Consider the following 20838-nt stretch of genomic DNA (forward strand, 5'->3'; position numbering starts at 1 on the left):
CGGGTTGCGGCTGGGCGTCCTGCGTACGGGGGTTCGTACCGGTGCCGGTCTCGCCCTCCTGCGCGGCAGGCGCGGGCTGCGGCTCGGCCCCCTGCGTACCGGCTCCCGCACCGGCGCCAGTTGCGGGCTGCGGCTGGGCGTTCTTCGTGCCGGAGGCGGTCTTGCGCGCGGCTGTGGGCGCGGGTTGCGGCTGGGCGTCCTGCGTACGGGGGTTCGTACCGGTGCCGGTCTCGCCCTCCTGCGCGGCAGGCGCGGGCTGCGGCTCGGCCCCCTGCGCACCGGCTTCCGCACCGGCGTCAGCTGCGGGCTGCGGCTGGGCGTCCTGCGTACCGGGTGCGGTCTTGCCTGCGGCTGCGGCCTGGGCCCCCTGCGTACCGGCTCCCGTACCGGCCGCCGCGGCCTCGGGCTGCGGCTCCGCCCCCTGGGCGGACCCCGTACCGGCCGCGGTCTTGCGTGCGGTCGCCGACTTGCGGGCGGGTGCGGCCGGCGTACCGGCGGCGGGGGCCGCGGACTTGCGGGTCGCCGCGGTCTTACGCGCGGGCTGCGGCGCGGCAGGCGCCGTACCCGACCCGTCCGCGGGCGCCTGCGTCGGTGCCGCGGGCGGCAACGGCTGGGCCTCCTGTGCGGCGGGCGGCTGCGGGGATTTCGCCGGGGAGGCCTTCCGCGCTGCGGGCGCCTTCTTCGCCGCGGGCGGCTGCGGCGACTTGGCCGGGGAAGCCTTCCGCGCGGAAGGCGTCTTCTTCGCGGCGGGCCCCGAGGCGTCCCGCCCCGCCGGGGACTTCTTCGCGGCCGGAGCGGAAGGCTGGGCCCCCTCCGGGGCGGGGGGCTGCCCGCCGGGTATGCCGGTGCCGTCGTGCTGGTCTGCCACGTGATCCGCCCCTCGCGCCGCGCCCTTGTGGAGAGGGGACACCCGTCGTACCCCTCGATGCCCTGTGCCGTACTGGTCGGCGTCCGGCCGGCAGCCGGGCCGGGCTGCCGTGGCCCACGGGCTCGCGGGCAGCGTACGGGACGAGGCCGGGGTACGCAGCGGAGCCGCCGTGAGGGTCACGAGCGTACCTGCCCGCGGCGGCGCGGCGCGGACCCGCCTCCCGCCCTTCCCGGGGGTGCCGGGGGAGACGGGCCCCGCGCGTACCCCGGCCGTCACCAGCCGGGCGCAGCCCTCAGCACTTGTCGGCCGGCACGGGACGCACAGCAGCGGGCACGCGGCCGCCGACGACGGGTCGGTGCTGGTGTACGGCGTGCCGCGCGGCGAGTTGGCGGGGACGAAGCTCGCCCACGCCGTCTTCTCGACCGGCGGCGCGAGCAGGAAGGAGTCGCAGGAGACCTGCCTGCTGTCGCCCGCGGCGAGCGTGAAGCTGCCCGCGGCCTGCGAACACTGAGGCGCTGTCGAGTCGTTGACGCGTCCATCCGCGGCCGCGACGGGACCGGCGTCGCTGACGGTGGCGCGCCAGCGCGCCGTACCGGGCAGCTGGAGCAGCCCGACGGGGCCGGACTTGACCCTTGGGCCGGGCCCGCGCCGGCGGGCAGTCGTGCGGCTTGCACGCGGCCCCCGGCGCGACGGCACGGTCACGGTGGTGGAGGTCAACGCCCCGCTCGCGTCAGCGCCGTTGGCGATGTCCTGGACCTGCGCGGTGGCGCAGCCCGTGCTGACGACCGTCCGCAGGCGGATCTGCGGGGCGTCTCCCCGGAGGCGGCGGCGAGCGACGGCCGCGCGCCGCCCGCGAAGGCGCTGGCGCCGGTGAGGGAGGGGTGCTGGGCGGCGGAGATCCCGGAGAGGTCGACCGTGCCGTCCGCGCCCGGCGCCGGGTCGTGTGGGCGAGGTCGAGCCCGGTGCGCCGGGCCCGCGGGTACGCGGCGGCGTGGCGCGCCCCGCCGCAGGAGACGCCGGCGGGGTGAGGGTCACGGACGCGCCCGTGCACAGGCACGGCGAGCGCCGGTGGCCGGGTCCGCCGAGAAGAGGATGCCCGCGTCGCCGAGTCCGTACAGGCAGCGGGTGGTGGTGTCGTACGCGTAGCCGTAGTCGCGGGTGACGCCGCCGTTGACGGCCGGGAAGCCGGCGCAGGGTGCGGCGTGCGTCCAGCTGTAGCAGGTGGTGGTGCCGGGCGGCGCCCCGCCCAGCTCGGCGAAGTAACTGCGTTTGTCACCGCCCGCGTTGACGACCTCGGGAGTGAAGACGAGCGCTCCGGCGGGGAGTTGCCCGAGTCCGGTGGCGGGCGGCGCGAGCGTGCCGCCGTCGAGTGTGAAGCAGCCGGTGGTCGGCGAGCTGCCCGAAGAGGCCGTGGTGCAGACGCCGTTGGGTGCGCCTGCGGTGTCGTAGGAGACGAAGGCGTTGTAGGCGGAGGCGTTCGGGTCGGACACGGCGGGGTGCGGGGTGGTCCAGCCCGCGCAGACCGCGCCGGTCGCCGGGTCGTAACAGCCCAGCGAGGTGGGCGTGCTGCCGTTCTGCGGCGAGGAGGAGGCGTAGAGGCGGCCGCCGGCGACGGTCGCCCCGCCCTGGTAGGGCGAGTAAGTCGCCCCGGGCGCATCGTGGTTGGGCGGCACGATCGCGGCGAACGGCTGCCCGGTGCAGGGGCTCCGGGACGCCGTGTCGAAGCACAGCACCTCGCCGGTGCTGGCCACGCCGTACGCCTTGCCGTCGCCGGTCGTGACGAGGCCCGCCAGACTGTTGGCGGCGCTCGGCGAGCCGGTGGACGACTCCAGTGCGACGTAGCCGCAGTTGGCGCGGGCGCCGAGGTCGAGGCATCCGGCGCCGACCGAACCGGCCGCGACCGCGGGGTAGTAGACGACTCCGGCGCGGTGTGGGTCCCGCACGTACTGCGGGGTGAGGGTGGCGAAGACGTCACCCGTACTGCCACTGCCGAGCGGGCCCGCGGTGGTGTTGAGCGGGCGCGGCCAGGGGCCGCCCGTACAGGGCCGGCCGGAGGAGAGGTCGTTGCAGACCACGAGCGGGTCGGCGGGGCCGGTGTGGTGGGAGATGCTCCAGGCCTCGACGTCGCCGGAGGGCGCGTGGAAGAGGAGCGGCGTGAAGCCGTCGCCGCCGGTGTCCCCGGGGCCGGTGGAGGCCGGCCGCGCGGCTCTTCCCCGGGTTCCGCCCGGGAGATGTCCCCACGCACCCCTGGTGTGACCGGCGGGGCACAGCACACTTCGTGCGGAGGCGGGGGCGGGGCCGGGTGCCACTCCGGGGGTATCTCCTCGGAACGCGCGTTCACCTTCGTCCGGGATCGCCGAGGGACGGGGAAGCGCATTCCTGCGAGGGCAGCCCCGGACCGTCCCCCTCCCGGGTCCCGTCGGCGGCTGTCCGCCGGTGGTGGTGGTCTCGTGGGCGGCGGTCCAGCCGAGCGTGTCGCCGGGCGGGGGCAGCGCGCCTGCGCCGTCTCCGCCGACGTGGGCCGTGACCGGTGCGGTGGAACCGGCCGCCGTCGCGAGCAGCGCCGCCGAAAGGACTGCTCCCGCGCCGATGGCAAACCTGCGAGGTCTGCTGACCGCCCTCCGCGCCGGAGGCGTGGAAAGGGAACGCAGCAGCCGGAGCATCGGTGTCCCCATTTCCTCTCGACGCGCACGGACGCGGTCGTCGGCCCGCGTGCGAACACGGTAGGGCAGGGAGAGACGTGCAGGTCACCCGGACGAGCTGAAGGAGAGGGGCGTTGAATGCAATGCGCCGGTTGCTTTCGGAAAGGGGCGGTCGGCGGTGTCCTCCGTGACGATTTCCGACCGCTGATGCAAAGACTGCAGAAGGGGACCTCCGCGCACGCCGGGCGCGCGCGGCGGGAATGATGTGCGGCTCGTTTGTGTGTTTTGCGGCGGCGCTTTACGGTGCGAGGTGCGGGGTGGTAAAGGCCTGGGTCTTGGGCCGGTTGCCGGCCCCGGGGGCCGGCTGCCGCGGGTCGCGGCGGGGCGGGCGGGCGCGGTGACCGGCGGCAGCGCCGCTGCGGGCCCGGTGCGCGGGGCGGGGACGGGCGGCGCGGTGGGGCGCGGACCAGTCGTACCGGCGGGCGCTGCGGGCGCCGGCGCGTGGTCGGGGCGGTCGGAGCGTACCGCCGAACGGTGGATCACGTTCCGCCAGTCGGGTGAATCGCGCGGGGTGGCGTGGGCGCTGGGGCTGGTGGGGCATCACCGTTGTGAGTAAGGCGGGTGACCTGCCACTACAGCGCGGGACACCTGCCGTAGCAGGAGGTGAGCCATGATTACGAATGGCTTGTGGCGAACGGTGCAGCGTGCCATTGAGTCGCCGGAACTGACGGTCCGGTTGATCGCCATCCTGGTCACCATGGGCACGTGCGCCGCCGTCTTCGCCTGGCTCTGGAGAGCCTGACCCTCCGTCCCGCCCCGGCCCCGTACCGGCGGCACCAGCGCCGCCGACCAGGTCGCGACCCGTCCGTCCACAGCCTGTGGACGACGGTCCGCCCGTACGGTCACGGGGTGCGGGGCGGGGCGCGGGCGACGGCGACGCGCTGCCCGGCGCGGGGCCTGGCGCTGCCGGGCCGCAGGGCGGCGCGAGCCGCGGGAGCGCCCGTGGCTGCCCGGGATCCGGAATCCCGCGCGGCCCGCAGGTCACAGCCGCCCGTCCAGCGTGCGGGCTCAACTTCCGTTCCCGACAAGCGAATTGGAGTCGTCAGAAGCCCCTGGCATAGTCAGTCCCCATGAACACCGACTCCTTCTGGGCCCTCCTGGAGGACTCCCGGCGGCACGGCTTGGGCAGTGACAAGCGTGACGCCGGACTGCGCGACAGCCTCGCGCGGCGCACCGGTGACGAGATCGTGGCCTTCCAGGCCTGGCTCGACGAGCTGACCGACCTGGCCCTCACCTGGGATCTGTGGGCCGCCGCCGACCGGATCTTCGGTGGCTGGTGTTCCGACGACACCTTCCGCTCCTTCCAGCACTGGATGATGGGCCTCGGCCGCGCGGTCTTCGAGGCCGCGGTGAACGACCCGGACGTCCTGGCCTACGCCCCCGAGGTGCTGCGGCTGTCCGGTCGCCCCCGCGCCGCCTGGCCCGCCGCCGACCGGCCCGCGTGGCCCGCCCTCGACACGGTCGGCCTGGCCGCGTACGAGCTGGTCACCGGACCCTGCGAGGACTTCGGCGACGCCTTCTACGCCGCCGTCCGCGGCGCCCGCGGCGCCCGCCGCCACTGGCCCGCTCCCTACGGTGCCGGCTGCGGCGGCCGGGGGACCGGCGCCCCGCCCGTACCGGCGGACAGCCCCGACCCCTCCGGGCGCCGCTGGTCGGCCCTCGACGAGGAGGAAGCGGCCCGGCGGCTGCCGCGGCTGAGCGTCCTCTTCCCCCTCGACGAGCCCTTCCCGCGCGGCGGCGCCACCGACCGGTCCGCTCCGTAGCGGGCGCCGGGCCCCGTACCGGCCGGTCGGCGCCTGCGGCGGGCGGTCGGGGCCCGGCTGCCGCGCGGCCCGGCCCGGCTCAGACCCCGTTGACGAGCCGGATGTAGCGCACCCAGTCCCAGTTGGGGCCCGGGTCGGTGTGGTCGGTGCCGGGCACCTGGACGTGGCCGATGATGTGGGCGCGGTCCTTGGGTATGCCGTACTTGTCGCAGATCGCCGCCGTCAGCGCTGCCGAGGAGTGGTACATCGCGGTCGTGAAGTACGACGGCTGGTCGACCCAGCCCTCGTGCTCGATGCCGATGCTGCGGGTGTTGTAGTCCCAGTTGCCCGCGTGCCAGGCGATGTCGTGCTCGCGGACGCACTGGTCGATCGCCCCGTCGGCGGACCGGACCACGTAGTGGGCGGCGGCCGCGTGCGCCGGGTCCTGGAAGAGGGAGATCGTGTCGGCGAAGGTCTCCTGGGTGACGTGGATGACCACCATCTGGATCGGGTAGCTGGAGGGCCGGTTGGACGCCGTGTAGTTGGCGGTGCTGGCCGGCGCCCAGGTGGCTGACGGGTAGTCGACCGCGGCGGCTGCGGCGCGGGCAGAGGCGGGGGTGGCGGCCGGGGCGGAAGCGGCCGGCCAGAGGTCGGCGGCCAGGCCCGCGGTGGCGGCGGCGCCGATTCCGAGTCCGCCGCGCAGCAGCGAACGGCGGGTGGGTTCCGCAGGGTTGGGGCGATGCATCGGGGGCTCCCAGAGGCGTCATGGTGCTGAGGCGGCATGGTGCTGAGGAGTCATGGCATGGACGAGTGCATGACAAGAGCATCGGGCCTGCCCATCGTGCGGCTCACGCCCCTGGCGTGCCAAGGGATTCGCGAATTGGCACAGGTTCAGACCACTGGCGCACCCGCGCCGCCGCGAGGGTCACCGACCCCTCACCCCGCGTGATCATCCCTCCCCCTTCCGGTAACAACTGGCGAACACTCGCATCACTGCCCGGCCACGCCGCGTGTCCGCTTCCTCCCTTCTACGGATACCCTGCCCGATTGCTTCCCACCCCCAACTCTTCGATTCGGCTTGGAAAACCCGTCCGGCTCTATTAACGTTCGATAACGCAGCGCGGTCGTCACTGCCGCCGACAGGCGGCACCGTGCGCTTGCCGAATCCCGTCCGCGGGAACCGGGGACCCGCCCTTCCGTCACCACGGAAGGGGTCCAATGGGGTGAATCGGGGGGCCGTCAGGCCGTCCGTAGGAGACCTTCCTGCTCCGAACCCGTCAGCTAACCCGGTAGGCGAGAAGGAAGGAAAGGAGTGCGCCCCCGTGGCGTCCAACCAGCCTGCCTACGCTCCGACCCCGGTGGCAGAACCGACCGGGCAATGGCACTTCGGAGAGCCCGGCGAGCGCTTCTCGCCCGACGGCCCCGGCTATTTCCCCGCGGCACCCGGCACCCCCGCCGCCCCCCAAGCCCCCGGCTCCCAGGGCTTCCCCGGCTCCGCCGCCCCGCTCCCGGCACCCGCCGCAGTCCCCGCCCCCGAGGCCCCCGCGCCGGCCGGCTCCCCCCGGCCCGACGCCGACGGCCTCCCGGGCGACGGCCCACGCAGCCAGCCGCGCCTGCCCCGGCAGCGCGGCGGGCTCCCGGGTCTGGCCGGCGGCCTGAGCAGCGCGGCCAGCGTCGGATCGGCCGTGCTCGGCATGGCGGCGATGGCCGCGGTCGGCACGGGCGGCGTGGCCGCCGCGGCCGAACCGCCCGCCGCCGCCGCGCCGGTGGCGGCTCCTGACCTGCCGGTCGCGCCGGCAGCTCCCGCCGCGGCCCCCGCCGTCCCGTTGCCGGACGTCGCGGTCGGCACCCCGTCGTACGACCCCGCCGCCGTCACCCGGGCGGCGACCGCGGCCCCCGCCGCCCCGCCCACCACCGAGGCCCAGGACGCCCCGTGCGCCGAGCCCGGCGCGGAGACCGCCGACCCCGGCGAGGCGCTGTGCAGCCGCATCATCGCCCAGGTCACCCAGCAGCGCGCGGACGCCGAGCGCCGCGCCCGCGAGGCCGCGGAGCGGATCGCCGCGGAGAAGGCGGCCAAGGAAGCCGCGGCCCGCAAGGTGCGCGAGCAGGCCGCCGCCGCCAAGGCCGAGGCCGAGGCGAAGGCCAAGGCCGCCGCCGAGGCCGCCGCGCAGGCCGAGGCGGAGCGGCTGGCGCAGCTCGCCGCCTCCTACGTCAAGCCGGTCGCCTCGTACACGCTCACCAACGCCTTCGGCGAGTCCGGCAACATGTGGGCCATGCACACCGGCCAGGACTTCGCCGCCCCCACCGGCACCCCGGTCCACGCCGTCCACACCGGTACGGTCACCTCGGCCGGCTGGGCGGGCTCGTACGGCTACCGGGTGGTGCTGCGGCTCGACGACGGCACCGAGCTCTGGTATTGCCACCTGTCGACGATGGTCGCCACGGACGGCCGCGTCACCACCGGCGACACGATCGGCCGGGTCGGTGCGACCGGCAATGTACCGGGCCCGCACCTGCACCTGGAAGTACGCCCCGGCGGCGGCGCACCGGTCGACCCGGTGCCGTGGCTGCACGGCCACGACGTCGCCGTCTGAGATCCGGCGCGAAACGCCACGCCGAAACGCACGCACGTACGGATATCTGCGCATAAGCTAGGCGACAGGCATAGGCTTGCAGGTATCGGGGGTCGGGCACACGGTCTGTCCCCGGTATCGGCGGATTCACCGGACACGCACACCGCAGACGTGCGAAGGAAACACCGCAGGAGTACGGTCACGGCAAGGGCCCTGCGCCCGCTCGCAGGCCCCCAGGAGCCGCCGCGGCCCCGGCGTTCACCCCCCCCGACGCCGGGGCCGTCGGCATCTCCAGCCCCCGGCCCCCTCCCGCCCGGCCGGCAGGTCAGCTCCCGGCGCCGCCCGCGGCCGCCGTACCGTCCGCCGCCGCGCCTTGAGGGGCCTCCGCCTTCTCCGGCCCGTTGCCGTCCGGCGCGTCCGCCCCCGCCGCGAAGCCGGCCGCGAGGCCGACCAGGGCGACGAGGTCGGCCCGGTCCGTCGCACCGTCCAGGGCGCGGTATTCGACGGCCGCCAGGATCGCCATCCGTTCGCCCAGCCCCCACTGCGGGTAGGGGTCCGCCGCGACCAGATCCGCGGCGAGGACGGGCAGCGGGCGCCCCGCCGTGTGCCCGCGGTGGATGACCTCCCGCAGGTCCAGCAGGTAGTCGGCGTAGCGCCGCACATCCGCGGGCGTCATCACCGGCCCGTGCCCCGGCACGACGACCCGCGGGTCGCACTCCAGGATGCGCTCGCACGCGGCGTGCACCGACTCCAGCGGCCCCGCCCAGTGCACCGGGTGGTCCTCGTTGAAGACGACGTCCCCCGCGCACACCACGCCCTCCTGCGGCAGGTGCACGATCAGGTCGCCCGCGGTGTGCGCCGGCCCGACCTCGACGAGCCGCACCGCGACCCCGTCGACGTCCAGGTCGAGCTCGCCGCTGAAGGTGCGGTTCGGGTGCAGGGGCGTGACCCCGCCGAAGTCGCCGTAGCGCGCGAAATGCCGCCGCATGTACGCCCCCATGGGCGTGGCCGGGTCGGCGGCCGCCACCAGCCCGGCCAGCACGGCCGGTTCCGGCTCCGCGCACAGGTGCTCGCCGTTGGCGTCGGTGGCGATGACGTCGGCGCCCGGGAAGAGCGCGTTGCCGTACGAGTGGTCGCCGTTGCCGTGGGTGTTCACGACGGTGCGGACCACCGGGCCGCCGCCTTCGTTGTCGTCGGCGTGGCCATTGCCGAGCCCTGCGATGAGCCGTTGCAATTGCCGGGTCATTCCGGCGGTGTACGGGGTGTCGACCAGCAGCGCGGTGCCGGGGCCCGGGCCCGCGCCCCGCCCGGTGACCACGACGCAGTTGGCCATGCCCCACGTCGCGTGGCCGTCCGGGAGCCAGGCGTGGACGTGGGGTGTCAGCGACCGCAGCGCATGCGGAAGAGGGAAGCTCATAGGGCCCAATTGTGCGGCCCAGCAGGGCTTTTCGCCGTATCGGCGGTGATGAGCCGGCGTCCGCCGTCCGCGAGGCCCTCCGGGTCGACGGGCGCGGTGGCGGGCGCCGTGAGGGACGGGCCGTGCCGCGGCTCCTCCCCCTGGTCGAAGAGGACGAACATCAGCCGCCCGCCCGGCACCCCGAACGGCCCCGCCGTGCACAGCGTCACCCACCCCGGCCCCAGCTCGGCGTGCACCAGCGGCAGCGCGCTCTCCGCCCGCGGCCCGATGTACTCGCCGGTCGGCGCCTCCAGGAAGGGGGCGACGACCGGGTCGCGCATGGCGTCCGCGTGCAGTTGCGCCAGCGGCCGGTCGTGCGGGTTGGCCACCACGGCGGCGCGCAGTTGCGGCACGAGCCGCGGCAGCCAGCTCTCCGCCCAGTCCCCGAGCACCTCCCGGGCCTCGGTGTCCAGCAGCATCCAGCGCATCGTGTTGCCGGGCACCTCGCGGCGCGGGAAGAGCCGCGCGAAGGCGGCGTTGTACGCGACGACGTCCCACGCCGCGTCGTTGACGTACGCCATCTCGTGCGAGCCGCGCAGCACCCGCTCCCAGGGGCTGGGCACGGCCCTGCCCAGCTCCGGGTCCAGCCGGTAGGCGGGCGGCACGCCCGTCGCGTAGAGGACCAGCGCCTCCCACTCGTGGTCCGACAGCCGCAGAACCCGCGCCACGGGCTCCAGCAGCTCCGCCTCGATCGCGGCGAGCCGGCCGCGCTCCACGTAGCCGTACTTGTGCTCCGGCCAGCCCAGCAGCCGCGTCATGTGCTCGTGCGTCAGCCCGCTGACCTTGCGCCCGCGCGGGTCGGCGCGCGGCGCGAGGCCGAACTCGCCCGGGTCGACCCGGGCCCTGGCCCGCGCGAGCAGCGTCTGCATCGCCTCGCGGTCGCGCACCGGCCTCACGGCTCCCTTCCGGCCCGCGCGCCGGCCCGCGACCCTCACAGGTCGCGCGGGTCGACCTCCCGGGCAAGCTTGTACCCCGCCTCGAAACGGCTCCCCGCGTCCAGCCGTTCCATCAGCGCGGCCATCACCGACACTACGTCCGGAGTGGTGATACCCAGCTTTCTGGCGATCCTGTCATCGGAGTAGCCATTGGCCATCAGCCGGATCACGGCCCGCTCCCGCTCCCCGAGCTGGGCGTGGTGCGGCCCCGGCGACATCCGCGACAGGGGCGTGCCGCGCCGCCAGTACGACTCGTATATCGCCGCGAAGGACGACGCCAGCAACTCCCCGCTGACCCGCACCAGCGGCGGCTCCTTCGCGCCCGACACCACCGTGCGGGCCGCCAGGCACACTGTGTGCCGGTCGAAGACCATCAGGTCGTGCGGCAGGTGGTCCAGCACCCGCACGCTCACCCCCGCGTCCGACACCTGCCGCAGCCACGAGGCCTTCTCCGGCACCGCGAGCAGCGCCCGCGGATACATCGCCCTGACCCGCACCCCGCGCCCCGACATCACCGCCGCGGCCTCCACCTCCGCCTGCCCCGGCCCCCCCACCAGCATCCCGTCCGCGGACTCCACCACCGACCCCGCCATCTCCCCGAGCAGACTCCCGTACGCGTCCCCCGCCGCCCGCGGATACTGCTCCACGACCAACCGCTCCGCCCGCCCCCCGCCATCCATCCGAAACCCCGCCCCCGAACCCCGCTCCCCTTCTTGCCGCCCCTCCGACCACACCTCTGACTCCACAGCCCCACCCCTCCTCAACTCACCCCGCCTGACGCCATCCACCGGCCCCTACCCCCGCCACCCACCCGCGGAAGCCCTGCCGTTGTCTGTCGCCCCGTCAGATACAGAGTGTTACAGGGGTGTCACGCGTTTTCCAGGCCGAATCCGTCGAGGAAAAGAACCCCCACAAATGATGTGATGTAGGGCCTACCAGGCCGGGCGGTGCGCAGCCGGGCCCTGGTGCGCCCACCCCTCTGGGCCCGGTGCGGGACCTTCCCCCTCAGAGGACTTCGGTGCCATCCGGGAGCATGTGGACGAATCGCTCACGCGCTGCCCGTCAACTGGCTGCGATCGCTGAGTACGTCCATACGTCTGCGGGCATGCGGTGGCGGAGATCCCAGACGATCCCCATCGGCTTGCTGCCGCGGTATTCGACGAACTCCGCCGGGCCCAGCAGCATCCACGGCTGCGGGCCAGCGATGTCGGTGTGCTTGAAGCGTCGGACGAACAGCAGGACGTGGGTGCCGCGCTCACGGTGGGTGCGGTAGCGGACGCCTGTTGGTGAGGTGTCGGATGTCGTGCTCTGGCTCTCCCAGTGGAATCGGGTTTCGTTCATGGCGAAGTCGCGGTATCGCGTCTGCGGAGAGAAGTCCTTTTCGTCTTTCTCCAGTGTCACGAGCAGGGCGTCGGTCGCGATGTTCGGACACCATCTGACGCCTTCTCGGAAATTGTTCGGCGTGTAGCCGCCCAGTGTTGTCTGGCTGAGTGCGGTGAGGATTTCCTCGCGGTTGTACGAGCCGTGTACGGACAACGGGAGCCCGGCGTGATCGCCGAGGAGCGGGATGGGCGCGTGCTCTGTGTGGGCAAGGTTGTATGCCAGGAGTTGCCGTGCCTCATCGCGAAACGCTTTCTGGACGGCCAGCGAACGCAGGGCCGCACCGTACCCGTCGAAGGCGCCACCGTTGGGCCACAGGGAGAAGACAAGCATGCGCGCATAGGCCTGAAGCTGCGGGTCGAGGGCTTCGTAGTCCACTGCGTCGTCGGCGAGGAGAAGCGTGTACGCGTTGATCCGTACCGGGTCGTCGACGTGGTGGAACGCGGGTGTGCGCTTCAGGAGCTGGCCTTCCCCGGACGGAGCGTCATCGAGGAGTATCCCGGCGCGTCGCAGGAGTCCGGTCCAAGAATTGCCGCCGCGATAGATCTGTCGCAGGTCGCGGCCGCTCTCCTTGAGGTAGTCGGCCAAAGCTGGCCGGGCGTAGTCGGCGATCTCCTTGGCCAGTTGCGGCGCATTGATGCCGATGCGATCCCTGATGTTCTTTAGGATGCGTTCCTTGGCCTTGCGTTCGAGGATGATCTGGCATCCCGAGGGAAGCTGCGGAAAATCCTGCTCCACGCTGGTCGCGAGCCGATTCCTGCGAAGATTGGTCAGCGCGCTGAACTGCACTTCGAAGTTGAATTCGGCGCGGTGCTGTCCGATGAAGTCAAGGATCGTGAGGACGGCTTTTCCCTCGGTCCTCCGCAAGCCGCGTCCGAGCTGCTGAAGAAATACGGTGGCGCTCGACGTCGGGCGCAGTAGGAGAAGGGTGTCGACATCCGGAATGTCCAACCCCTCGTTGAGCAGATCCACGGAGAAGATCGCGTGCAGTTCACCCGCCGCCAGCTGCGTCAGCGCATCCCGCCGCTCCTTCCGCGGGGTCTCGCCTGACAGGGCAACGGCCTTCAGGTTTGCCTCCCGGAAGCAGGCCGCCATGTAGTGGGCGTGCTCAACGGAGACACAGAACCCCAGGGCGCGCATCGCAGTCGGGTCCGCGATTTTGTCGCGTACCGCACGGAGGACGAGGCGCGCGTGCGCCGTGTCGCCAGTGAGGATCTCGCTCAGTTCCGTTGTGTCATAGCCCTGGGAGCTCCGCCGCCACGTGACGCCCGTGAGGTCTGTGGTGTCGGTGACGCCAAAGTAGTGAAAGGGACTGAGGAGGTCGTTTTCCAGAGCCTCCCAGAGCCGCATCTCGGCCGCGATCCTGCCGTCGAAGAACTCGTCTTGAACGCTGGGACCCTTCATGCGTTCAGGTGTGGCGGTGAGACCCAGAAGATCGATGGGCGTGAAGTGCTCGATGATCCTGCGGTAGGTCTTCGCCGTCGCGTGATGGAATTCGTCGATCACGATGACGTCGAAGTGATGCGGGTCGATGTCCTGCAACCGTTCGGCGTTGAGCGACTGGACGCTGGCGAAGACATGCTTCCAGTCCTTCGGGATGTCCCCGGTGTGCAGAGCCTCCCCGAGGTTGGCATCCCCCACAACCTCCTGGTAAGTGCGCATCGACTGGTCCAGGATCTCGCGCCGATGCGCCACGAAGAGGAGGCGTAGTTGCCGCCCGAGTTTCTTCTGGAGGGAGCGGAAGTCGAGCGCCGCCATGACGGTTTTCCCGGTTCCGGTCGCCGCTACCAGTAGATTGCGGTGCCGGTCGTGCACCTCACGCTCGACCTCCAGCCGCTCCAGCATCTCCCGCTGATACGGGTACGGCCGCACCTCAAGGCCAGAGAGCTGCAACGTCGGACGGCCACCTGACACCCCACCGGCCGCAATGCTGAGCGCTCGTGTGAGGCGGTCCCCGTCGCGAGTCGGATCGTAGGACTCGAAGGCTGGCTCGCTCCAATACGAGTCGAAAGTTGCCTCGAACTTCCGCATCACCGCTGGAGTGGCCACCGAGGACAGCCGTACGTTCCATTCCAGCCCGTCGACCAACGCCGTCCGTGACAGGTTGGAACTTCCCACGTACGCCGTGTCGAACCCGGTCTTGCGGTGGAAGAGCCACGCCTTGGCGTGTAGGCGGGTGCTCCTCGTCTCGTAGTTGACCTTGACTTCGGCGCCGAATTCCCGGACGAGGCGGTCAAGCGCTCGGCGTTCCGTGGCGCCGATGTACGTCGTCGTGATGACCCTGATTCTCGCCCCTCGCTCGCGGGCGGCCGTGAGCTGCTCTTCGAGGACGCGCAAGCCATGCCACTTCACGAAGGCGCAGAGCAGATCGATGCTGTCGGCGGTCACCATCTCCGCGCGCAACTCGAAACCGAGGTTTGGGTCTTCTGGGGAGTTGGTGATCAGCGCCGTCTCGGAGAGTGGTGTCGCCGGGCGATGGATCTCGTAGACCCCAGGGGCCTTCCGCTCGGCGATCGCCAGCAGTTGCCGTGGACCATCCACCACGGTACTGGTCCACTCCTGGGCACCCGGCAGCTCCCCGAGAGAAGCGAGGACCTGATTGGCTGCCGCCACCTGCTCGTCAGGCGAGAGGTCGCGGAGCACGTGCTGGACCGTGGTGCCGATATGCCGTGCGAGGACATGCGCTGAAGACTCCGGACGCACCTGGTCGTCAATGGCGACCAGCCGGAGGGGATCCAGCTGAGCCATGCGCTCGGCGAGGCTGCGGGTGATCAACTTCTCGTAGATACCCGTCGCTGGCTCGTCGAGCCCATCAGAGCCTGTGGTGCCTGCCATCGCACATCCCCCCAGCGTCGCCGCGTCTGGGTTATTTGTAACAGCAGGCGCAGACAGGAGCGGGGGAAGGCGGCTCAGGACGTGGCGGGGTAGGGGCGGAGCTCGGTCGTCTGGAGAGTCCAGGGGCCCACGGCGACGGGGGAGCCGAACGCGTAGTCGTGCTGGGCGCGGTAGCTGGGGCCTTCGGCGGTGGGGCCGGGGTCGGAGAATGCCGTGAGGGTGGATTTGCGGGGGTCGACGACCAGGTAGTGGGCGATGGCCATGGCCGCGTAGTCACGGACGGGCTCAGGCGACGATGGCCCGCATGCGTGCGTAATCCATGGGGCCATTCTGCTACAAATGCCCGCCCGGCGGCGGCCCGTACGGGGTCGGGGCGGGGTAGGGGTATGGGGGGTACGGGGGTGGCCAGGGGGTGTAAGGGCGGGGGGTGGGGAAGGGCGGGGGCCAGGGGAGGGGGGTGGAGTGGAGGAGGGCGGGTTGGGCCACGCGGCGGTGGTGCCAGAGGTGCTGGAGGAGTTCGGACTCGCGGGCGGCGTAGTCGGCAGGTTGGCGGCCGCGGGTTGCGGCGGCGCGGAGGAAGGCCAGGTGGGTGGCGTAGGCCGCGTAGTCGCGGACGGCTCGGGCGCCGGGGTCGCCGTGGTGGCGGCGGGCCAGGTCGCGGGCGTCGCCGCGGATGCGCATGGAGGCCAGCGCCACGGGTTCGCGGGGGGCGAGCCAGCCGGCTGCCGCGTAGGGGGCGAGGTGTTCGCGGACGGTGCGGAGCCCCGACGAGCGGGCCCAGAACGTCAGGGCCACGAGCAGGCCGAAGACCGGGATCATGACGGACGCGTAGACGGTCAGGAAGGTCACCGGGGACAGCTGTGAGGAGCCGTTCCACGAGCCGTGCAGCACCATGGCGACGAGCCAGCCGCCGATCGGCGCGATCCAGCGCAACGGGCTGCGCGGGCGGCTGGTCGCGGCAATGGCGAAGCCGAGGCCGGTCATCGACGTGAAGAGCGGGTGCGCGAACGGCGTCATGAGCACCCGGACGATGAAGGTGCCCAGCGTGGTGGAGCTCAGCACGCCGGCGCCCACCGCCTTGTCCTCGCCGAACGCGGTGCCGAGGTAGAGGATGTTCTCGGTGAAGGCGAAGCCGGTCGCGACGATGCCCGCGAGCACGATGCCGTCGAGCAGTGACTCGAAGTGGCGCCGCCGGAAGAGGTAGAGCAGCAGGATCGCGGAGCCCTTGGCCGTCTCCTCCACGAGCGGGGCGACGAACGTGGCGCCCCACTGGTCGGACTGGGTGGGCGTCGCGGACAGGGTGTTCGCCAGGAGTTTGGCCCCGTACTCGTTGGCGAAGAGCGCGACCAGCGTCGCGGCGCACGAGCCCCAGGCGAAGGCGAACACGACGTTCTGCCACGGGCTGGGCGCCGCCCGGTCCAGCCACAGGAACCCCGACACCAGCAGCGGCACGGGCAGCACCGCGAGCGTGGCCCCCACCAGGAACGGCTCGGTCCCTATGTGGTGCCGCACCACCGCGAGGATGACCACACCGCACACCGCGAGCGCCGTGAACAGCGCGCCGGTGCGTACTGCCCGGCTCTCCCAGAACGGCCGCCGCGGCGCGTAGTGCACCGACGGCGGCGGGGGCGTCATCGGCCCGTACGCGTGCTCGTCGGATGACCCGCCGGACACTTCCGGGTCGGGCGGGTCGTCCGGCGCGGACGGGTACGAAAACGTGGCCACGTGTCGACAGTACGGGGCGGATGCCCTGCTCCGCGAGGGTACGGGGCAGGTCGTGGCGCGTGACGCGGGGAGGAGGCGGGGCCGCTCCGGGAGGCTCAGACGCGGGTGAAGAGGAGGTCGCGCACGACGTGCCCCTTCGCGAGCCCCTGCCGCTCGAACTTCGTCATCGGACGGAAGTCGGGGCGCGGGGCGAATCCATCCGCCGGGTACGCGTTGGCCAGCCCGGGAGCCGCGCCGAGGACCTCCAGCATCTGCTCGGCGTACGGCTCCCAGTCCGTCGCGCAGTGCACGACCGCGCCGGGCCGCAGCAGCGGGGTGACCAGCGCGAGGAAGGACGGCTGGATCAGCCGCCGCTTGTGGTGCTTGGCCTTGGGCCAGGGGTCGGGGAAGTAGACGCGCAGACCGGCCAGCGAGGCCGGCGGGAGCATGTCGCGCAGCAGGACGATCGCGTCGCCGTTGGCCACCCTGACGTTGCTCAGGCGCGCGCGGTCGGCGAGAGCGAGAAGGTTCCCCTGCCCGGGGGTGTGGACGTCGACGGCGAGGATGCCGGTGCCGGGGTCGGCGGCGGCCATCTGCGCGGTCGCGTCACCCATCCCGAAGCCGATCTCCAGCACGACGGGCAGCTCGGCGGGCGAGTCGGCCGAGCCGAAGAGCGCGGCGAGATCCAGCGGGCTGCCGTCCAGCTCGACGCCCCAGGTGTCCCAGTGCCGGTCGATCGCGGCCGCCTGCGCCTGGGTGATACGGCCGCGGCGCGCGTGGAAGGACCGGATGCGGTGCTCCTCGCGCGAGCCGGCCGGATCGGCCGCGGGCCCGTCCGGGAAGCGGGCCGCGGACCGGGCGGCCGGACGCGGCACACCGCCGCCGACCGCCCCGGCGGCAGGGGCGGGAGCGTGGGCAGGGGCCGGGGCGACAGGGGAGGCGGAGGCGTGGGATGACGTGGACACAATGGGTTCGATTCTACGGGAGTACGCCGGACACTCCGGTGCTGGTCAGAGCGCGGGGACGGGGCCGGGGACGGTGTGGGGCGCGGCTTAGGACGGGGACGGTGTGGGGTGCGCTCCGGGACGGGGGACGGGGACGGTACGGGACGGCGCCGAGGCCGGGGCGGCGGTACGGGCGGGGCGGGCCCGGGGCCGTATCGCGTGGGTCAGAGCGCGGCGAGGGCCCGGCGTGCGACCTCGCGGCCGATGGGGAGGGCGGCGGTCGCGGCGGGGGAGGGCGCGTTGAGCACGTGCACGAAGGGCGGGGAGCCGGCGAAGCGGAAGTCGTCGACGAGGGTCCCGTCGGGCAGGACGGCCTGGGCGCGTACGCCCGCGGGGGCGGGCCGCAGGTCAGCGGGCCGCAGCGCGGGCAGAAGGCGGCGGGCGTCGGCGGTGAAGGCCCGCTTCGACAGCGAGCGCCGCAGCTCGCCGGCCTCCTGCCGCCAGTGGCGGCGGGCGATCCGCCAGGCCCCGGAGTAGCCGAGGGTGTCGGCGAGGTCACGCGGCCGCACGGTCCACCGGCGGTAGCCCTCCCGGGCGAGGGCGGGCACGGCGTTCGGGCCGACGTGGACACCGCCGCGGACGTCCCGGGTGAAGTGCACGCCCAGGAAGGGGAAGTCCGGGTCGGGCACGGGATAGACCAGACCGCGTACGAGCCCGCGCCGCCCGGGCGCCAGCTCGTAGAACTCGCCGCGGAAGGGCACGATCCGCAGGCCGGGGTCGTCGCCTGCCAGCCGGGCCAGGCGGTCGCTGTGCAGGCCCGCGCAATTCACCAGGACCTTGGTGCGCAGGGTCGGCCCGTCCGGGGCCGTGGTGAGCGTGACGGCGCCGCCGTCCGTACGGCCCACCGCGGTGACCCGCAGCCCGTAGCGCAGGACGCAGCCCGCGTCCGCGGCCAGCCGCGCGAGGGCGGCGGCGACACCGCCGAAGTCGCAGATGCCGGTGGAGGCGACACGGATCGCGGCGAGCCCGGCGATCTCCGGCTCGTACTCCGCGATCTGCACGGGCCCCAGCTCCCGCACGGCGAGCCCGTGCTCGCGGCCGCGCTGGACGAGGGCGTGCAGCCGCGGCAGCTCGGCCTGCTCGGTGGCGACGATGAGCTTGCCGGTGATCTCGTACGGGACGCGGTGCTCCGCGCAGAAACGCGGCGTCTCGGCCGCGCCGGCCAGCGCGTAGCGGGCCTTGAGCGAGCCGGGCCGGTAGTAGATGCCGCTGTGGATGACGCCGCTGTTGCGCCCCGTCTGGTGCCGCCCCGGCCCCGCCTCCTTCTCGACGACGGCGACGCGCAGCGCGGGCGCGGCCCGCGTCAGGGCGTAGGCGGTGGACAGGCCCACGACGCCGGCACCGACGACCGTCACGTCGTACGGCTCACCGTGAGCCGCGCTCCTGGGGGACACGGTGCGACTCCCTGCGGGTTGCGGTGGGGGGTGCTCGTGATCAACTTACGCGCTGCGCGCCGGCTTGCGGGCCAAGCCCCCGCCGCCGGGTCCCTCCCCCCGGGGGGGTGCGCCTGCGGCGCCGGGTCCGTCTCCCGGGGGGTGCGCCCTTGCGCAGGGCGGTGCTTGTCAGGGGCGCGGGGAGGTTGCGGTTACGCCGCCGGGCGAGCGTTTTTAGGGGCGCGGGGAACTGCGCGAGCAACCCACCACCGGCCGGTGGTCCGGTACGGACCGAACTGCCCCTTCGGGTCGGTGACGACCCGCGCCCCGGTGGGGACTGAGCGCGCAGTTCCCCGCGCCCCTAAAAACGCTCGCCCGGCGCAGCTGAACGCCGTGCCCGGCGAAGGGGCCCTACGCGGGAGCGGCCAGGAGAGGCCGCGCGCGTTCGCGGAGCTCGAGAACGCGCGGCTCGTCCGCGTACGGCTCCAGCCGGTGGAGCAGATCGCGGACGTACTCCGTGGTGCGGGCCGAGGAGATCCGGCCCGCGACCTCCACCGCCTTCGCCCCCACCGCGCAGGCCGCGTCGAGATTGCCGGATTCGAGCTCGGCGACGGCGGAGACGACGAGCCGCAGCCCGTGCGAGCGGACGAACTCCTCCGTGGGCCGGGCCAGCGCGTGCTCGGTGAAGCGCTGGACCTGCCGGGGGATGCCGAGGTCGCGGTAGCACTCGGCGGCGTCGGCGGCGAGCCGGTCGTAGGAGTAGAAGCCGAGCCAGTGCGGGTCGGTGTCGCCCTCGCGGGCGCGTTCGAGGAGTGCTTCGGCGGCGGCGAGCGAGGCGCCGCAGGCCGCCGGCTCCCCGGCCTTGGCGTGGGCGCGGGCCTCGACGAGGTGGAAGAAGCTCATGGTGCGGGCGGTGGCGAGGCCGCGGTTGCGTTCGAGGGCGGCCTGGGCGAGGTCGACGCCCTCGTCGGCGAAGTTGCGGTAGGTGGCCTGGAGGGACATGGACGCGAGGACGTATCCGCCGAGTGGCACGTCGGCGGCGGCGCGGGCGAGCCGGAGGGCCTGGATGTAGTAGCGCTGGGCGGCTTCCTGTTGGCCGGTGTCGAAGGCCATCCAGCCTGCGAGCCGGGTGAGTTCGGCGGTGGCGCCGAAGAGGGCGCGGCCGACGTCGTCGCTGTAGGAGCCGAGCAGCAGCGGTGCGGCCTCGACGCGCAGGCACTCCGGGACCATGCCCGAACGCCAGTCGCCGCCACCGTACTTGGAGTCCCAGCGGCGGGCGTCCTCGGCGGCCTCGCGGAGTTTGGAGACATCGGTGTGCCCGACGTGCGCGGTGCCGGGTGCGGGGGCGTCGCGGGCGACGGTCGCGTCCGCCGGGGTGATGAGCCAGCGGGAGGCGGGCGTGACGTAGGCGCTCACCGCGAAGGACCCGGCCAGGCTCTGCCAGATCCCGTTGCCGCCCGGGCCGCGGCGCCCGGCGAGGTCGAGCTTCCACAGGTCGGTCGCCGACTTCACGGCCTCGCCGACGTCGCGCGGGAAGGCGAGGCCGACTTCGGGGGCGGGGTCGGCGTCGGCGAGGCCTATCTCGTGCAGCGGTACGGGCCGCCCGAGCTTGCCGGCGATCGCGGCGGCGATCAGATGCGGCGCGGCGCCCTGCGGCACCATGCCCTTCGCGACCCAGCGGGCGACGGACGTCTTGTCGTAGCGCAGCGTCAAGCCGCGTTGCGCGCCCAGGTCGTTGACGCGGCGGGCGAGACCGGCGTTGCTTATTCCGGCGAGACCGAGAAGGGCGCCGAGTTTCTCGTTCGGCCCGCGGTGTTCTCTGTTCACTGCGGTTCACCTCGTGATGCCGCTGGGGGCAGGCCGGCGGGCCTGGTCGGTCGTCGGGGTGGCGGGGGTCACCCTCCCCTGGAGCCCGATTCAGCCACCGCGGGGCCCTGTTGGCGGCGCGTGCGGTGCCTGAGCCGGTTGTCCGAGCCGCACGTACGTGTGCGAACCGGATACACCCAGCGTAGTTCGCCGCCTCCCGACCGTTAAGGGTCTCGTGTCGGATGGCGCGAATCCAGCCCCTTACCGGCTCGCGGAGTTGGTCCGGAAAGCGCCGCCGACGACCCTCCCCAGGGGTCGGACGAATGCGCCCTGCGACGCGGCCGGGAAGCCGGCGGGAAGGGGTGGGGAGGGCCGCCGGGGGCGCGCTCGCACGGGCGCCCCGCGCGTGCTCCCGGTATATGTGGCCGTGCGCCCGGCCGTGCGCTCTGTGCCGTGCCGA

The 20838-nt window shown here is 73.3% G+C and carries 14 protein-coding genes, 1 pseudogene and 1 riboswitch; of the genes and pseudogenes, 3 read left to right on the forward strand and 12 right to left on the reverse strand.

What is annotated here, in order from left to right; translation table 11 throughout:
• A pseudogene (locus ACH4SL_RS01580) lies at window positions 1-868 on the reverse strand (hypothetical protein); the annotation flags it as partial.
• Window positions 869-1037: 169 nt separating this feature from the next.
• Here ACH4SL_RS01580 and ACH4SL_RS01585 point away from each other — a divergent pair.
• Complete coding sequence (locus tag ACH4SL_RS01585) at window positions 1038-1379, forward strand: hypothetical protein (RefSeq protein ID WP_398441276.1); 342 nt, start codon at window positions 1038-1040, stop codon at window positions 1377-1379.
• A gap of 520 nt (window positions 1380-1899) precedes the next feature.
• On the opposite strand, the gene ACH4SL_RS01590 is transcribed toward ACH4SL_RS01585, so the two are convergent.
• Window positions 1900-3177 (reverse strand): hypothetical protein, encoded by a 1278-nt coding sequence (locus ACH4SL_RS01590; protein WP_398441277.1) that lies wholly within the window; start codon window positions 3175-3177, stop codon window positions 1900-1902.
• Window positions 3178-4640: 1463 nt separating this feature from the next.
• On the opposite strand from ACH4SL_RS01590, the gene ACH4SL_RS01595 reads away from it, so the two are divergent.
• Window positions 4641-5333 (forward strand): DUF4240 domain-containing protein, encoded by a 693-nt coding sequence (locus tag ACH4SL_RS01595; protein WP_398441278.1) that lies wholly within the window; start codon window positions 4641-4643, stop codon window positions 5331-5333.
• Between the two features lie 79 nt (window positions 5334-5412).
• On the opposite strand, the gene ACH4SL_RS01600 is transcribed toward ACH4SL_RS01595, so the two are convergent.
• Window positions 5413-6057 (reverse strand): N-acetylmuramoyl-L-alanine amidase, encoded by a 645-nt coding sequence (locus ACH4SL_RS01600; RefSeq protein WP_398441279.1) that lies wholly within the window; start codon window positions 6055-6057, stop codon window positions 5413-5415.
• Window positions 6058-6460: 403 nt separating this feature from the next.
• A riboswitch (cyclic di-AMP (ydaO/yuaA leader) is annotated at window positions 6461-6623 on the forward strand.
• A 47-nt stretch (window positions 6624-6670) separates the two neighbouring features.
• On the opposite strand from ACH4SL_RS01600, the gene ACH4SL_RS01605 reads away from it, so the two are divergent.
• Window positions 6671-7906 carry a M23 family metallopeptidase gene (locus ACH4SL_RS01605; protein ID WP_398441280.1) on the forward strand — a complete coding sequence of 412 codons (1236 nt, stop codon included), beginning with the start codon at window positions 6671-6673 and terminating at the stop codon, window positions 7904-7906.
• A gap of 304 nt (window positions 7907-8210) precedes the next feature.
• Here ACH4SL_RS01605 and ACH4SL_RS01610 read toward each other — a convergent pair whose 3' ends face one another.
• From ACH4SL_RS01610 to ACH4SL_RS01650, 9 genes are all read right to left on the reverse strand, one after another.
• Complete coding sequence (locus ACH4SL_RS01610) at window positions 8211-9302, reverse strand: MBL fold metallo-hydrolase (protein WP_398441281.1); 1092 nt, start codon at window positions 9300-9302, stop codon at window positions 8211-8213.
• The gene (locus tag ACH4SL_RS01615) at window positions 9299-10228 is read right to left on the reverse strand and encodes an XRE family transcriptional regulator (RefSeq protein WP_398441282.1); all 930 of its coding nucleotides are present in this window, start codon (window positions 10226-10228) and stop codon (window positions 9299-9301) included. Before ACH4SL_RS01615 ends, ACH4SL_RS01610 begins: the two co-directional genes overlap by 4 nt.
• Window positions 10229-10272: 44 nt before the next feature.
• Window positions 10273-10923, reverse strand: coding sequence for a LuxR C-terminal-related transcriptional regulator (locus ACH4SL_RS01620; protein WP_398441283.1), 651 nt, complete (start codon window positions 10921-10923; stop codon window positions 10273-10275).
• Between the two features lie 415 nt (window positions 10924-11338).
• The gene (locus ACH4SL_RS01625) at window positions 11339-14491 is read right to left on the reverse strand and encodes a DUF3427 domain-containing protein (protein WP_398441285.1); all 3153 of its coding nucleotides are present in this window, start codon (window positions 14489-14491) and stop codon (window positions 11339-11341) included.
• A 74-nt stretch (window positions 14492-14565) separates the two neighbouring features.
• Complete coding sequence (locus ACH4SL_RS01630; protein ID WP_398441287.1) at window positions 14566-14754, reverse strand: hypothetical protein; 189 nt, start codon at window positions 14752-14754, stop codon at window positions 14566-14568.
• Window positions 14755-14824: 70 nt separating this feature from the next.
• A complete protein-coding gene (locus ACH4SL_RS01635; RefSeq protein ID WP_398441288.1) occupies window positions 14825-16216 on the reverse strand; it encodes a PrsW family intramembrane metalloprotease in 1392 nt (463 codons plus the stop codon).
• Window positions 16217-16311: 95 nt separating this feature from the next.
• Entirely contained in the window at window positions 16312-17160 is an 849-nt protein-coding gene (gene trmB, locus ACH4SL_RS01640; RefSeq protein ID WP_398441289.1) for a tRNA (guanosine(46)-N7)-methyltransferase TrmB, read from the reverse strand.
• A gap of 203 nt (window positions 17161-17363) precedes the next feature.
• Window positions 17364-18593 carry an L-2-hydroxyglutarate oxidase gene (gene lhgO, locus ACH4SL_RS01645; protein WP_398441290.1) on the reverse strand — a complete coding sequence of 410 codons (1230 nt, stop codon included), beginning with the start codon at window positions 18591-18593 and terminating at the stop codon, window positions 17364-17366.
• Between the two features lie 390 nt (window positions 18594-18983).
• On the reverse strand, window positions 18984-20399 hold the full coding sequence (locus ACH4SL_RS01650) for an MFS transporter (RefSeq protein WP_398441292.1): 1416 nt from the start codon (window positions 20397-20399) through the stop codon (window positions 18984-18986).
• Between the last annotated feature and the right edge of the window lie 439 nt (window positions 20400-20838).

The sequence above is a fragment of the Streptomyces sp. NPDC021020 genome (assembly GCF_044333285.1).
In the GTDB taxonomy this organism is placed as follows: Bacteria; Actinomycetota; Actinomycetes; order Streptomycetales; family Streptomycetaceae; genus Actinacidiphila.

Bases quoted from the DNA above. Each gene is read 5' to 3' on its own strand.
- ACH4SL_RS01600 (WP_398441279.1), bottom strand. From the start codon at position 6,057: ATGCATCGCCCCAACCCTGCGGAACCCACCCGCCGTTCGCTGCTGCGC.
- ACH4SL_RS01595 (WP_398441278.1), top strand. From the start codon at position 4,641: ATGAACACCGACTCCTTCTGGGCCCTCCTGGAGGACTCCCGGCGGCAC.
- ACH4SL_RS01610 (WP_398441281.1), bottom strand. From the start codon at position 9,302: ATGAGCTTCCCTCTTCCGCATGCGCTGCGGTCGCTGACACCCCACGTC.
- ACH4SL_RS01625 (WP_398441285.1), bottom strand. From the start codon at position 14,491: ATGGCAGGCACCACAGGCTCTGATGGGCTCGACGAGCCAGCGACGGGT.
- ACH4SL_RS01630 (WP_398441287.1), bottom strand. From the start codon at position 14,754: ATGGCCATCGCCCACTACCTGGTCGTCGACCCCCGCAAATCCACCCTC.